Here is a 12,748-nt window from a genome sequence, read left to right on the forward strand (position 1 = left end):
CCTGCACCTGCTGCGCCTCGATCGGCAGGCCGGTCGCCGGGCTGTAGGGCGTGCCGACACGGGCGAAGAGCAGGCGCAGGTAGTCGTAGATTTCCGTGACCGTGCCGACGGTCGAACGCGGGTTCTTCGAGGTCGTCTTCTGCTCGATACTGATTGCCGGCGACAAGCCGCTGATATGGTCCACATCGGGCTTGCCGGCCATGTCGAGAAACTGCCGCGCATAGGCCGACAGGCTTTCGACATAGCGCCGCTGGCCTTCCGCATAGACCGTGTCAAACGCCAGGCTGGACTTGCCCGATCCCGACAGGCCGGTGATCACCACAAGCCGGTCGCGCGGAATGTCCATATCCACGCTTTTGAGATTGTGCTCGCGCGCGCCGCGAATTTCGATGAACTTCTGTTCCATGAGGCCCCGTCCCGCCGATCCGGCATGAGCGCAACAGATAAACATTGCGCCGGAATGCACAAGTTAACGGAACATTAGCAGAACATGAGCAGGAGTGAAATGGTCGTTCGTCGCCGGTTGCCATGCCGTCAATGCCGCATGTTTTGAAAACGTTGAGGGGCGCTGCCCCTCGCCGCTGACGCGGCTCACCCCGAGGTATTCGGGCAGCGGAGATTCAGCGGCGATCCTTGAAGAACTCGGTCAGCAGGGTGCGCGATTCGGTGGCGGCGATGCCGTCATGGATTTCGGGGCGGTGGTGGCATTGCGGATGCTCGAAGACGCGGGCGCCGTGGCGGACGCCGCCCATGCGGGGGTCGTCGGCACCGTAGTAAAGCGTGGCGATGCGGGCGGCCGAGATGGCGGCGGCGCACATCGGGCAGGGCTCCAGCGTGACCCAGAGGCGATGGCCGGGCAGACGCTCGCTGCCGGCGGCCCGGCAGGCGGCGCGGATGGCCAGGATCTCGGCATGGGCGGTGGGGTCGTGCATCTCGCGGGTGCGGTTGCCGGCCCGGGCAATGATGCGGCCCGCAGGATCGGTGACGACGGCACCGACGGGGACCTCGCCGCGTGATGCCGCTGCGCGGGCTTCGTCGAGCGCTGCCTGCATATGCGAGGTGAATTCGGCCATGGCGCCTTGTCGCGCGGGCCGGGGGCCGGTGCAAGGGTTCTTTCCTTCGCCGCGAAGGGGGCGTAGACATGCGCCTTCGCCGCAGGGATGCGCCAAGGAGAATCGCCATGACCGACGAACAGAACACCCCCGAGAAACCCGCAGAGTCCGACCGCATCGCCAAGGTGATGGCGCGTGCCGGCGTGGCCAGCCGGCGCGAGGCCGAGCGGATGATCGTCGAGGGTCGCGTGACCGTGAACGGGCAGAAGATCGACAGCCCGGCGCTGGATGTGCTGCCGACCGACAAGATCACCGTCGATGGCAAGAAGCTGGACGAGCCGCAGGAGACGCGGCTGTGGATGTATTACAAGCCGGTCGGGCTGGTGACCTCGGAAGCGGATGAGAAGGGGCGCCAGACGGTGTTCGATGCGCTGCCGCGCGACCTGCCGCGGGTGATGTCTGTGGGGCGGCTCGACCTGAACTCGGAAGGGCTGCTGCTTCTGACCAATGACGGCGAGTTGAAGCGGCGGCTGGAACTGCCCGAAACCGGCTGGCTCAGGCGTTACCGGGTGCGGGTGAACGGCCAGCCCAACGATCTGACCTTCGCCCCCCTGCGGCGCGGCGTGACCATCGAGGGCGAGGATTTTGCCCCGATGGAGATCAAGCTGGACAGCCAGCAGGGCGCCAATGCCTGGCTGACCGTCGGCATCCGCGAGGGCAAGAACCGAGAGATCCGCCGCGCCATGGCCCATGTCGGGCTGCAGGTGAACCGGCTGATCCGCATCGGCTATGGCCCGTTCAAGCTGACCGGGATGGAGGCGAACGAAGTCCGCGAGGTCAAGCGCCGGGCGCTGCGCGACCAGCTGGGCGGGTTGCTGACCGGCGAGGCCGAGGAGAAGGATCGTCCCTTCCGCGCCCATGGCGCCGATGAGGATCGCCGGGGGCCGCGCAAGGCGCCGGGCGAACATAACCGGTCGCGCGATGGCGAGGATCGGCCACGCCGGCAGGGCGGAAAATTCGGTGCCGGTCCGGGTCGCGAGCGCGGCTTCGGTCGTGGTGAAGACGCACGCGGTGGCGATGGCGAGCGCCGCCCCTTTGCCCGTGGCGAGCGTGAGCGCAAGCCGTTTGGCGAGGGTGCGGATCGTCGCAAGCCCTTTGGCGGCGACAGGCCGGATCGGCCGCGCCGCTCATTCGAGGGCGGCGATGGTGCCGAGCGGCCGCAAAAGCCCCGCTGGGGCGGGCGCTCAGAGGGCGATGGGGCGCGGGACGCGGGTCGCAAACCCTTCGGCAAGCGCGGCGACGGCAAGCGCGGCGACGGCGAGCGCAGAGACGGCGAGCGCAGAGACGGCGAGCGCGGCGGTTTCTCGCGTGGCGAGGGCGGGGCGCGTCCGGCGCGGGACGGCGGCGGGCGCAAGCCCTTTGGCAAGCCTGCTGACGGCAAACCCTTCGGCAAGCGCGACGGCAAACCGCATTCGGCGCGCTCGGGCGACGGCGAGGCGGCGCGCGGCTTCAAGTCCGGCGGCGAAGGGCGCGGCACCGGTCCGCGTGACGGCTTCAAACCTCGGGACGGGTTCAAATCCGGTGGCAAGGGGCCGGGCGGCAAGGGCCCTCGGGGCGAGGGCAAGCCCGGCGGTCCCGGGCGCGGACCGCGTCCCGGAAAGCCCGGGGGCAGCGCATCCGGTCGGCCGGGCGGTGGCCCCAAGCCGGGTGCGCCGCGCCGCCCCAAGGGCTGATCACTTCGTCAGGATCAGCTTTCCGGCGCGGGTGATGCGCAGGTTATAGACCTGGTCATTCAGCACGATCAGGGCCTGATTGCCGCCGGCAGTCAGGCTTTCTGCATCATGCAGGGGCAGGTTGTTCACCGGCGTAATGCCGGAAAAGCCGAATTCGGCGGGGCGTGTCGCGGTCATGGCGTTTCCTTTCGACAGATGGCGAAACCGAAACTGCGCGACACGCCCTCGAATGTCAAAGTATTTTTATCGGATATTATTCCGTGGCCACCGCGCAGGCAGAAACCTGCCCGGCCAGTTGGGTCAGGAGTTCGCCGTAAAGCATTGACCCTTCTTCGATATCGACACCGGTCGGAGAGATTTCCCCGCCCATGATCAGGCCCAGCCCCTCGACCGCAGTTGCGATCATCCGGGGTGAATGACCGACCTCGGTGAAGGCGCAGCGGGCGCTGGAGGCCTCGATTCTTGCGCGGACCTCCTGCAGGCGCGCGGCCGAGGGGGCAGAGGCATCGCCGATGGCAACGGTCACCGCCTCGGGCAGGCCGAAATGATCGGTGAAGTAGCCGTAAGCGTCGTGGAAGCTGACAAAGGGAAGCGCGCGCGCCGGGGCGAGTTCCTGCTGAAGCTGGGTGTCCAGGGCGGACAGGACCTCGGTCGCCACTGCGGCATTGGCGCGATAGGTCCCGGCATTGTCGGGATCGGCTTCGGCCAGCCGCTCGGCGATCAGGCCCAGCCAGAGCGCGCCATTATCCGGGTCGAGCCAGGCATGGGGGTCGAATGCGCCGTGATCGTGGCCATCGCCATGCGTTTCATTTGCATGATCGCTGTGATCGTCGTGATCGCCAGTCGCTTCCTCCTCATGGTCGTGATCACCGTGATCATGCTCATCTTCGGCGGCGTGGTCGTGGTCGTCGGCGCCTGCCTCGGCATATTCGCGCAGGACTGTGCCGGGCTGATGCAGAAGCTGCATCTGATGATCCGCGCCCAACTGGCTGGCAGCGTCTTCCAGCCAGACGGTCATTTCCGGTCCCATCCAGATCAGCAGTTCGGCCTCCTGCAGGGCCTGTGCCTGACTTGGGCGCAACTGGAAGTCATGCGGATCGCTGCTCTGGTCCAGCAGCGATTCGGCGTTCCCCAGATCGCCCAGTACCTGCGTCACCAGCGAAGCCGTGACCGGCATGTCGGTCACGATGCGGGGCGGCTCTGCCGCCGCAGAAAGGGGAAAAAGGGCGAGGCCCAGCAGAATATGCGCGCGCATGGCGGCTCCTTCCTTGTGAAACGGGGCGGAAAATGTATGTAATAAAGTAACAAGTCAACCGATATGTGATAAAGTAACATGACCACCATCTTCGAGCGTCACGATCACGGCGCCTGCGCCAAGGAGGCTTTGGCCCGGGCCGAAGACCTGGCTGCGGCGCAGGGCCTGCGCCTGACCCCGGTCCGCCGGCGCGTGCTGGAGATCCTGCTGGAACAGCACCGTGCCCTTGGCGCATATGAGGTGCTGGACCGTCTGGCCGCCGAAGGGCTGGGCAAGCAGCCCCCGGTTGCCTATCGGGCGCTGGATTTTCTGGTCGAGCATGGGCTGGCGCATCGCATCCAGCGGCTGAATGCCTTCACCGCCTGCCAGCACAGCCACCCCGAAGGCGTGGCGCCGGTCTTCCTGATCTGCCGCTCGTGCCAGACCGTGGCCGAGATGGATGCGACCGGGTTGCGTCGTGATCTGTCGCGGCTGGGGGGCGAGGCCGGCTTCAGCGTCGAGCGGGCCACGATCGAGGCGCTTGGCGTCTGTGCCGCCTGCGCCGGCGGGGCAGCATGAGCGCGCCCCAGCTTGCGCCGATCATCGCGGCCCAAGGTCTGACCGTTCGCCATCGCGGAGCCGAGCGGCCCATTCTCAGCGATGTCGGCTTTGCCATCCGGCCGGGCGAGATCGTGACCGTGGTCGGGCCGAACGGTTCGGGCAAGTCGACGCTGGTACGCGCGGTTCTGGGCCATGTCGAGATGGAGGCGGGCGAGGTCACGCGCCGCCCCGGCCTGCGCATCGGCTATGTGCCCCAACGTGTCCATATCGACGACCGCATCCCGATGACGGTGCGCCGCTTCCTGTCGCTGCCGCATCGGGTCAGCGATATTGAGGCCGCCGCCGTGCTGGCGCGGACCGGCGTCGACGGGCTGCAGCAGCGGCAGATCACCCGGCTTTCGGGCGGCCAGTTCCAGCGTGTGCTGCTCGCGCGCGCCCTGCTCGGCGATCCGCAATTGCTGGTGCTGGACGAACCGACCCAGGGGCTCGACCAACCCGGCATCGTCGATTTCTATCGCCTGATCGAGGAAATCCGGCAGGAAACCGGTGCTGCGGTCCTGATGGTCAGCCACGATCTTCTGGTGGTGATGCGGGCCTCGGACCAGGTGATTTGCCTCAATGGCCATGTCTGCTGTCACGGCACCCCGCAGGCGGTCAGCGCCGCGCCCGAATATCAGGCGCTGTTCGGCGCCGATTCGGCCGAGACGCTGGCGCTTTACCGCCATCATCACGACCACCGCCACGACGAGGCGGCGCATGATCCCCACCACGACCACAAACACGAATACGGGCACCACCACCATGCTTGACGATTTTCTGGTGCGCGCGGTTCTGGCCGGGCTGGGTGTCGTGCTGGCGACCGGGCCGCTTGGCTGTTTCGTGGTCTGGCGGCGCATGGCCTATTTCGGCGATGCCACCGCCCATGCCGCGATCCTCGGCGTGGCGCTGAGCGTGGCCATCGGCGGCCAGATCTATATCGGCACGCTTCTGGTCGCACTGGCGATGGGCTGGCTGGTCGCCCATCTGGCGGACAGGGGAGAGGCCATCGACACCGCGCTTGGCGTGCTGGCCCATGGTGCGCTTGCCTTCGGGCTGATCGCGGCGAGCTTCGTGCCCGGACTGCGCTCTGACCTGAATGCCTGGCTTTTCGGCGATATCCTGATGGTGCGCCCGGTCGATCTGGCCTGGGTCTGGGGGGGCGCTGCACTGGTCGTGGGCCTGCTGGTCTGGCGATGGGAGGCGATGGTCAGCGCCACCGTCAACGAGGAACTTGCCATGGCCGCCGGTATCTCGCCGCGCCGCGAGCGGCTGATTCTGACATTGGCCATGGCGATCACCGTGGCGGTGGCGATTCGGATCGTCGGCGCGCTTCTGGTTTCGGCTTTGCTGATCATTCCTGCGGCGGCGGCACGCGGATTCGCGCGCGGGCCAGAGCAGATGGCGTTGATTTCCACGCTGATCGGTGTGGGCGCGGTGCTTGGCGGTCTCGCTGCCAGCCTTTATGCGGATACACCTGCCGGACCGTCGGTCATCGCTGTGGCCGCCGCAGTTTTTCTTCTCGGCCTGCCTTTTCGGCGGGGTTCCGCCTGAATGGCGGCTGCCTTTGCGGGGGATTGCGCAGGTAGCGACCCAGATGGCAGGAAGGTGTTGTGAAATATGCAACAGTTGAGACAACGCCGCCGGGGATTTGGATAAATCCGACTTTCAAAGACCTTCGGATTGTGAGACTGTCACCCCGATGCTGCTGGCAACAGTAGCTTTCACAAGACCAAACGGAGCATGATCATGACCAAATTTGCTACCTTCGCCCTGGCCCTCGGCCTGACCACCTCCACCGCTCTGGCCGGCGGCTACGTCGAGCCCGTCGTGGAAGTCGAGCCGGTTGTTGTCGATGCCGGCCCGTCGCCGTCGTCGAACGCTGGCCTGGTTGTCCCGGCCCTGCTGCTGCTCGGCGTTATCGCCGCAGTTGCTTCGGACGACGACGACGACGACGACGACACCAACTAATCATTGTCCGCAAGGACTTGATTTCGGAAGGGCTGGCCATTCGCCAGCCCTTTTCGTTTTTGGGGCCTGTGGTTGATGCAGGCGGCCCGTGGGCCGGAAATGAAGAAACGCCCGGGCGATGCCGGGCGTTCTGTCTCTTTCAGGTTGAATGACTGCTCAGGGCCGGATGGTCTGAATTGTCACATAGCCCAGGCGGGGGCCGATCCACTGACGCGAGACCGGGATCTGTCCAGACGCGGTCACGAGATAGGAGTTCTGAACCTCCGCCCCGCTGCCTTCGCAGCTTTCGACAACCTGCGTCGCGTTCCAGCCAGTGCCGGCAAAGCTGAAGCTCTTGGCATCGCCGACGGCGATGGTGCAATTCAGCGGCAAGGGCCGTTCCGTCCCGTCGCCAGAGATATAACGCATCGTTCGGCTGCCCTGGCCTGCACGGCGGGCGCGGATCAGGTTGGCGGTGCCCTCGACCTCGGCGACGGACAGGTCGTTGCCCAGGCCCTTGGTGCCGGTCAACATGCCGGAGCGAATGACCAGAGCCTGCATATTCGGTGTCATATAGGTCCGCATCCCGCCATTCTCGCCGACCATGGCCATGACCTGCGTGGCGCCGGTGCTTTCCAGACTGACGAGGATGAGCGGCGCAGGATTGGCGGCAAGCGCGCGTGCGGCCATTTCATCGGCGCTCAGCGGGGCGGCCGGCGCGGCTTCCTCGGCCTGCTGCCCGGTCGCGCGAGAGATCGCCGGCGCGGCAACCTTGCGCAGCTGGCCGGCGATTGTGGCCTGATCCTCTTGCCCGGACGAACCGCAGGCAGCGAGCAGCAATGCGGCGACGCCAAGCGCGCCCGCGTTCTTCTTCAAGCGGGTCATCGCCAGAATCTCCCCCATCCATCATAGATCTTGCTGGTTTGGCTGTCGCGGATTTCCTCGTACAGGCGACCTTCGACGCGAAGTCGCGAGCCACCGTCGCGGGCAAGAGAGCGGACATGCCCGCCGACGCGGCGCTTGCTTGGCGTTCCGACGGCCCAGCTGATCGGGATCGAGATGCTCACGCCCTTGTCGAACGAGCCCTCGCCAAACTCTTCTTCGCTCATGTCGGTCTTGGTTGCCCACGCCCCGACAGTCCAGCCATTTTCGAAGTCGCGGTGGATCGAGATGGTCGCGCCATCATCGCCGGCCAGATACCGCCCGACATCGACCTGCCCCCAGATGCCATAGCCGAAATCGTAATAGGCCGAGACGTGGCCGGTCGTGACCTCGTAGTCACGGAAGCTGAAGACATCGTCGAAGTCGCGCTTCTTCACACGGTTGATCTCGGCGCCGAGGGCGAGGCGCGAATTGGTCGGTTTCCACAAAAGCTCACCAGACACACCGCCGAAGGCGCGCTCAAGCAGACCGACGGTCACACGGGAATAGGTTGTTTCCGTCGGTTTGGCATACCAAGCCAAGGTCAGGTTCGGGATGGTCGGGCTGTCATTGCCCGAATACATCCGGCTGTCAGAGCGGACGCGCGGCACGCCATATTCGTTTTCATCCGTGCCAAGCGCTTCGTATTCCGCCGGCGAGAGATCGCCGGGGCCCTCCTGATCCAGAGATCCGAAAGCGCGCTGGCGAACGGTGCCCGACAGGATCAGCCCCGGCATGATCTCGTAAGTGCCCGACGCCTGCAGCCCGGCTTCGTAGCGCCAGGGCTCGTCCGGGTCCCAGAGGCCGAGAGAGGCGTAGGGCCGGATGTTCCAGGTGAATTTCGGATAGACCCCCTCGGAATAGACAAGATCGGCGGAACGCCCGGGCGGGTCGATGATTTCGGCGCGCTGTCCGATATGAGCCGCGGCGGTGTTTTCCAGCTGCTCGACATCGGATCGCCTCAACACGACCGAGGAGGTCGGCATCCCGCTCTCCATCGAGGTGATGACGAAGGTCTCGACCGATGGCGGCAGGGCGCGGGTCATCAGGCGCGCGGTGCGGCCCACCGCCTCTGCCTGCGAGATATAGCGGTTGTTGCGGATGCGCACCTCGGCTCGGTTGGCCGAAAGCGCCATGGACTCGAGCACCTGGCCTTCACCCCGCAGGGCATCGCCAAGCGCCGTCTGGATTACCGGCTGTGCGGTCGAATCCGCAGTCCAGGCACCGGACCAGCCCTCCGGATCGGCACCGCGTGCCGGGCGCGGGCGGACCGGGGCGGGGGCAGGTTCCAGACCGGACGGATAGGGCGGCTTGAGCGCGTTCAGCGCCACCGTACCCTTGATGCCGAAGACATTGCCGCCAATCGTGTAGGCGCCGATCTGGTAGCTGTCGCCGACCGTATAATTGACGCCGAGGTTGAACTTGTTGTCGGGCCGGTCCTTGTCGGGGTTGTCGACCTCGGGGTCGTAATCGTCCTGCGAGTATTCGGCCAGGATCGACAGCCGGTCCGTCGCCTGCCATTCGATCGAGGCGAACGGCTTCACATCGCCCGAGAACCAGTCGCGAATGTTGAACTTGCCGCCTTCGTCATTGTAATCCGTTCGCCGCCAATCGCCCGCCAGACGCCCCCAGCCAAGACCGGCCGAGGCACGCAGGCGCGGCGTCAGGCTTTTGCTGGCGACAAGATATTCGCTGGAATAGACGCCGGTTCCCACGAAGTCCCGAAGGCCGAGCGCGACCGACGGCTGCCAGCCCTGGGTTTCGTTTAACAGTTGAAACTGAACGTCGAAGCTGCGGTCCTTCAGGGCGTCGCGATTGGGGTCGAGCCCGTCGATCGAGGAATAGCGCAGCGCGCCGGTCACCCGCGGCATGACCTGAAAGATCAGCGTCGTGCGGGTGCCGTAATCGCTGTGGCTGATGGTTGCCGCAAACTCGCCTTCAGGTGGGGGCGCTGCTGTCGGTGTGTCGATGGCACCCGGCATGCCATAGCTGTTCAAGGTTTGGCTCTGCGTCGGCGACGCGACCCCAAGCGCTGTGACGCAAACCGTCACAAGCGCCGTAGAGGCCAGAAGCACGGGATTGATACGGCTGTGCATGAACTCGTCCTTGGCGATAAATTGTCGCCACTATATTCGGGGCATCTGGCTGCGCCAATGCCAAGCGTCCGGTGGATGGCGGGTTTTCGCCCCGCTGTTGCCTATATGCAGAAATGGCGGCGAAACTGTCGGTCGAGCGCTGCGCAACCCGGACGCGGCGGCAACTCATGCGCCGCCTGCGTTCTGCTGGCGCGGCGCGATCAGCCGGCGGCGGCCTGATCGGCCTCGGCCCCGGTTTCGGCCGGGGCTGCGCAGCCCTGCGAGCGACGCGTGCCGACGCGCAGCGAGGCCGTCATCGGGAACTTCTCTCCTGACATGCTGTCGGTGCATTCGGCGCTGCGAATGTTCAACGAGAAAGCAGCGCCGCCCCATTCGCCGATATATTCGACGCCCTGACGATAGACGATGCGCGAGACCGAGACATTGCTGCCCGACTGGTTCTGCGGCGTCTGGTATTTTGCTGTATTGCCGCTCACCTCGACGCGCCAGAAGGGCTCGTTGCCCTGCGCGACGTAGGCGGTGGTGTTCAGCGTCCTGGCCTCGGCGGTGGCGACAAGGGTGCGTTCGCCCTCGACCTCGACCGGGACCTGGTTGGGCGAAACCTGCGGTGCCACCAGCGGCTTCGACATCGGATCGACCGGGGTTTCGGGCACGACCTCCTCCGGCTGGTCCCAGGGCATGCGGAAATCCTGCATGGCCTGATCGTCGCAGGCGGCGAGGCCAAGCGGCAGCAATGCCATGGCATAGCGAAGTTTCATGGGGCTGTCCTTCGTTCTGAAACCGTCATATGCGGCTCTTCTGGCCGGTTTTGCCTGCAATAGCCCAATCCATGGGTGTGCGGCAAGCGTCGTGCCTGGGATGCGGGCCGGGCGGCAAATCGGCACCTGCCCGAATTTTGGGGTTACGCGATAAGATTGCCTATAATTTAGGCATAAACTGGCGAAACCGCGTATGCGACAGGGCAAAACTGCTTTAGAAACTCGCAACTGGCCTGATCCGGGACGTTATGATGACGAAGATGAGAAAGACGATGTCCATCAATCCGATCCGCCTTGGCGGGGTAGAACTGGGGGTGCCGGTGTTCCTGGCGCCCATGGCCGGCATTACCGACCTGCCGTTCCGACGCATGGTGGCGCGCTTCGGCGCGGGGCTGGTGGTGTCCGAGATGGTGGCCTCAAGCGAGATGGTGACGACCCGGCCTTCGCCGCGTGCCTCGGTGCGGGCGCGGGCGATGACCGAGGGTCATGTGCCGGTCTCGGTCCAGATCGCCGGGCGCGAGGCCGCACCGATGGCCGAAACCGCGCGGATCGTGGCCGGAATGGGGGCGCGGATCATCGACATCAACATGGGCTGCCCGGCGAAGAAGGTGACGGGCGGGCTGTCGGGGGCGGCGCTGATGCGCGATCTCGACCATGCGCTTGGCCTTGTCGATGCGGTGGTCGGCGCGGTCGATCTGCCGGTGACGCTGAAGATGCGGCTCGGCTGGGATGGGGATTGCCTGAATGCGGCCGAACTCTCGGCGCGCGCCCGCGATGCCGGTGTGCGGATGCTGACCGTGCATGGCCGCACCAGGGCGCAATTCTATACCGGGCAGGCGGATTGGGCGGCGATCCGCCCGGTGGCCGATCTGACCGACCGCCCGCCTCTGGTCGCGAATGGCGATATCACCGATGCGCGTTCGGCAAGGGCGGCGCTTGCGGCTTCGGGTGCGGATGCGGTGATGGTCGGGCGCGCGGCGCAGGGCGCGCCCTGGCGGCTGGCCGAGATTGCCCATGCGCTGCACGCCACCCCCGCGCCCGCGATCCCGCAAGCGGCGGCCCTCGCCGATCTGGTGGCGACGCATTACGAGGACATGATCGGCTTTTACGGCAGCGAGGTCGGCCTGCGCGTCGCCCGAAAACACCTTGGTTGGTATGCCGAGGCGAATGGTGTGGCCCACGGCCGCAAGGCGCTGTTCGCCGCTGCCAGCCCGGCCGAGACCCTGCGCGTCATCCGCGCGCTTTTCGCCGATGCGCCCGGCCCCCAAAAGCTGGCCCCCGAAAGGCAGGCCGCCGCATGAGCTTTACCCCCGGTCCCAGTTTCGACGCGCTGCCCCTGCCGGGGCTGATGCTGGATGCGGAGGACCGGTTGGTCGGGGTCAATGACGCAGCCGAGTTGTGGCTGAACCTGTCGCGGCGCATGGCGCTTGGCCATCGGCTGAGCGATGAGGTGATCCAGTCGCGGCTGCGCATCACGCCCGAAATCTGCCCGCTGCTGGCGCGGGTGCGCAACGATCACGGCCCCATCGGGCAGCCGCGCGTGCGGTTCGAACTGGGCGACCGTGCCGGCGGGCACCAGCCGCATTTCGGCGATATTCATCTGGGTGCGGCCCCCGACGGGCTGCCCGGCGGGGTGATCCTGCTGATCGCCCCCACCGATGCCGCCGAGGGGATGGAGCCGGGCCATGCCGCCCGCAAGGCCGCGCGGCAAGCCATCGGCATGGCCGATATGCTGGCCCATGAGATCAAGAACCCGCTGTCCGGCATTCGCGGCGCGGCGCAGCTTCTGTCGATGAACGTGGCCGAGGAAGACCGCGAATTCACCGAGTTGATCGTGACCGAATCGCGCCGCATCGTGGCGCTTCTGGATCAGGTCGAGCGTTTCGGCGACACCACCGCACCGGATTTGAAGCCGGTCAACCTGCACGACATCCTCGAACGTGCCCGCCGCTCGGCGGAACTGGGTTTTGCCCGCGACCTGGAGGTGATCACCGTCTACGATCCCTCGCTGCCGGATGCGCTTGGCGATGACGACCAGTTGATGCAGGTGGCGCTGAACCTGCTCAAGAACGCCGCCGAGGCGCTGTTGCGGGGCCGCGCCGAGGGCGGGACCGGGCGCACCATCCGCATTCGCAGCTTCTATGACGCGGCCCTGCGGCTGGCGCCGACGCCGGATTACCCGCGTGGCCGGGTGCTGCCCCTGCAGATCGAGATCGAGGATGACGGGCCGGGTATCCCCAATGCCATCGCCGGCCAGATCTTCGAGCCCTTCGTTTCTGGCCGCGAGAACGGCACCGGGCTGGGCCTCGCACTGGTTTCCAAGATCGTGACCGATCATGGCGGCTGGCTGCGCGTCGATTCGCGGCCCGGCCGCACCACCATTCGAATTTCCTTACCGAAGGCGTGA

Annotated in this window: 13 protein-coding genes and 1 pseudogene; 7 read left to right on the plus strand and 7 right to left on the minus strand. The window is 66.1% G+C overall.

Annotation, left to right across the window (positions count from 1 at the left end; all coding sequences use genetic code 11):
- Both Q0330_RS11785 and Q0330_RS11790 read right to left on the minus strand, forming a co-directional pair.
- Positions 1-406 (minus strand): annotated as a pseudogene (locus Q0330_RS11785) (excinuclease ABC subunit A); the annotation flags it as partial.
- 214 nt (positions 407-620) lie between these two features.
- Positions 621-1,073 (minus strand): nucleoside deaminase, encoded by a 453-nt coding sequence (locus Q0330_RS11790; protein WP_299479201.1) that lies wholly within the window; start codon positions 1,071-1,073, stop codon positions 621-623.
- Between the two features lie 107 nt (positions 1,074-1,180).
- Here Q0330_RS11790 and Q0330_RS11795 point away from each other — a divergent pair, with 107 nt between their 5' ends.
- A complete protein-coding gene (locus Q0330_RS11795) occupies positions 1,181-2,785 on the plus strand; it encodes a pseudouridine synthase (protein ID WP_299479204.1) in 1,605 nt (534 codons plus the stop codon).
- On the opposite strand, the gene Q0330_RS11800 is transcribed toward Q0330_RS11795, so the two are convergent.
- Positions 2,786-2,962, minus strand: a complete 177-nt coding sequence (locus Q0330_RS11800; RefSeq protein WP_299479207.1) for a hemin uptake protein HemP — start codon at positions 2,960-2,962, stop codon at positions 2,786-2,788. It lies immediately after the preceding gene.
- A 76-nt stretch (positions 2,963-3,038) separates the two neighbouring features.
- Positions 3,039-4,040: a zinc ABC transporter substrate-binding protein gene (locus Q0330_RS11805; protein WP_299479210.1), complete on the minus strand. Its 1,002-nt coding sequence runs from the start codon at positions 4,038-4,040 to the stop codon at positions 3,039-3,041.
- 78 nt (positions 4,041-4,118) lie between these two features.
- Here Q0330_RS11805 and Q0330_RS11810 point away from each other — a divergent pair, with 78 nt between their 5' ends.
- From Q0330_RS11810 to Q0330_RS11825, 4 genes are all read left to right on the plus strand, one after another.
- Positions 4,119-4,598 (plus strand): transcriptional repressor, encoded by a 480-nt coding sequence (locus tag Q0330_RS11810; RefSeq protein ID WP_299479213.1) that lies wholly within the window; start codon positions 4,119-4,121, stop codon positions 4,596-4,598.
- Complete coding sequence (locus tag Q0330_RS11815; protein ID WP_299479216.1) at positions 4,595-5,389, plus strand: metal ABC transporter ATP-binding protein; 795 nt, start codon at positions 4,595-4,597, stop codon at positions 5,387-5,389. The genes Q0330_RS11810 and Q0330_RS11815 overlap by 4 nt, the downstream gene beginning before the upstream one ends.
- Positions 5,382-6,170, plus strand: coding sequence for a metal ABC transporter permease (locus Q0330_RS11820; RefSeq protein WP_299479562.1), 789 nt, complete (start codon positions 5,382-5,384; stop codon positions 6,168-6,170). The genes Q0330_RS11815 and Q0330_RS11820 overlap by 8 nt, the downstream gene beginning before the upstream one ends.
- 195 nt (positions 6,171-6,365) lie before the next feature.
- Positions 6,366-6,587, plus strand: a complete 222-nt coding sequence (locus Q0330_RS11825; protein ID WP_299479219.1) for a hypothetical protein — start codon at positions 6,366-6,368, stop codon at positions 6,585-6,587.
- Positions 6,588-6,743: 156 nt separating this feature from the next.
- Here the strand turns inward: Q0330_RS11825 and Q0330_RS11830 are convergent, their stop codons facing one another.
- The 3 genes from Q0330_RS11830 to Q0330_RS11840 all read right to left on the minus strand — a co-directional run bounded on the left by Q0330_RS11830 (position 6,744) and on the right by Q0330_RS11840 (position 10,341).
- Positions 6,744-7,451, minus strand: a complete 708-nt coding sequence (locus Q0330_RS11830) for a YjbF family lipoprotein (protein ID WP_299479222.1) — start codon at positions 7,449-7,451, stop codon at positions 6,744-6,746.
- Positions 7,448-9,583 carry a YjbH domain-containing protein gene (locus Q0330_RS11835; RefSeq protein WP_299479225.1) on the minus strand — a complete coding sequence of 712 codons (2,136 nt, stop codon included), beginning with the start codon at positions 9,581-9,583 and terminating at the stop codon, positions 7,448-7,450. The genes Q0330_RS11830 and Q0330_RS11835 overlap by 4 nt, the downstream gene beginning before the upstream one ends.
- Before the next feature lie 200 nt (positions 9,584-9,783).
- Positions 9,784-10,341: a hypothetical protein gene (locus Q0330_RS11840; RefSeq protein WP_299479228.1), complete on the minus strand. Its 558-nt coding sequence runs from the start codon at positions 10,339-10,341 to the stop codon at positions 9,784-9,786.
- 272 nt (positions 10,342-10,613) lie between these two features.
- On the opposite strand from Q0330_RS11840, the gene dusB reads away from it, so the two are divergent.
- Together dusB and Q0330_RS11850 are read left to right on the plus strand one after the other, a co-directional pair.
- Positions 10,614-11,642 (plus strand): tRNA dihydrouridine synthase DusB, encoded by a 1,029-nt coding sequence (dusB, locus tag Q0330_RS11845; RefSeq protein WP_299479565.1) that lies wholly within the window; start codon positions 10,614-10,616, stop codon positions 11,640-11,642.
- Positions 11,639-12,748 (plus strand): ATP-binding protein, encoded by a 1,110-nt coding sequence (locus Q0330_RS11850; RefSeq protein WP_299479231.1) that lies wholly within the window; start codon positions 11,639-11,641, stop codon positions 12,746-12,748. The genes dusB and Q0330_RS11850 overlap by 4 nt, the downstream gene beginning before the upstream one ends.

Origin of the sequence: uncultured Paracoccus sp. (genome assembly GCF_937873615.1) — a bacterium.
Classification (GTDB): Bacteria; Pseudomonadota; Alphaproteobacteria; order Rhodobacterales; family Rhodobacteraceae; genus Paracoccus.

Coding starts and splice junctions, on each gene's coding strand:
- Q0330_RS11790 (WP_299479201.1), bottom strand. CDS start 1,073: ATGGCCGAATTCACCTCGCATATGCAGGCAGCGCTCGACGAAGCCCGC.
- Q0330_RS11795 (WP_299479204.1), top strand. CDS start 1,181: ATGACCGACGAACAGAACACCCCCGAGAAACCCGCAGAGTCCGACCGC.
- Q0330_RS11800 (WP_299479207.1), bottom strand. CDS start 2,962: ATGACCGCGACACGCCCCGCCGAATTCGGCTTTTCCGGCATTACGCCG.
- Q0330_RS11805 (WP_299479210.1), bottom strand. CDS start 4,040: ATGCGCGCGCATATTCTGCTGGGCCTCGCCCTTTTTCCCCTTTCTGCG.
- Q0330_RS11810 (WP_299479213.1), top strand. CDS start 4,119: ATGACCACCATCTTCGAGCGTCACGATCACGGCGCCTGCGCCAAGGAG.
- Q0330_RS11815 (WP_299479216.1), top strand. CDS start 4,595: ATGAGCGCGCCCCAGCTTGCGCCGATCATCGCGGCCCAAGGTCTGACC.
- Q0330_RS11820 (WP_299479562.1), top strand. CDS start 5,382: ATGCTTGACGATTTTCTGGTGCGCGCGGTTCTGGCCGGGCTGGGTGTC.
- Q0330_RS11825 (WP_299479219.1), top strand. CDS start 6,366: ATGACCAAATTTGCTACCTTCGCCCTGGCCCTCGGCCTGACCACCTCC.
- Q0330_RS11830 (WP_299479222.1), bottom strand. CDS start 7,451: ATGACCCGCTTGAAGAAGAACGCGGGCGCGCTTGGCGTCGCCGCATTG.
- Q0330_RS11835 (WP_299479225.1), bottom strand. CDS start 9,583: ATGCACAGCCGTATCAATCCCGTGCTTCTGGCCTCTACGGCGCTTGTG.
- Q0330_RS11840 (WP_299479228.1), bottom strand. CDS start 10,341: ATGAAACTTCGCTATGCCATGGCATTGCTGCCGCTTGGCCTCGCCGCC.
- dusB (WP_299479565.1), top strand. CDS start 10,614: ATGTCCATCAATCCGATCCGCCTTGGCGGGGTAGAACTGGGGGTGCCG.
- Q0330_RS11850 (WP_299479231.1), top strand. CDS start 11,639: ATGAGCTTTACCCCCGGTCCCAGTTTCGACGCGCTGCCCCTGCCGGGG.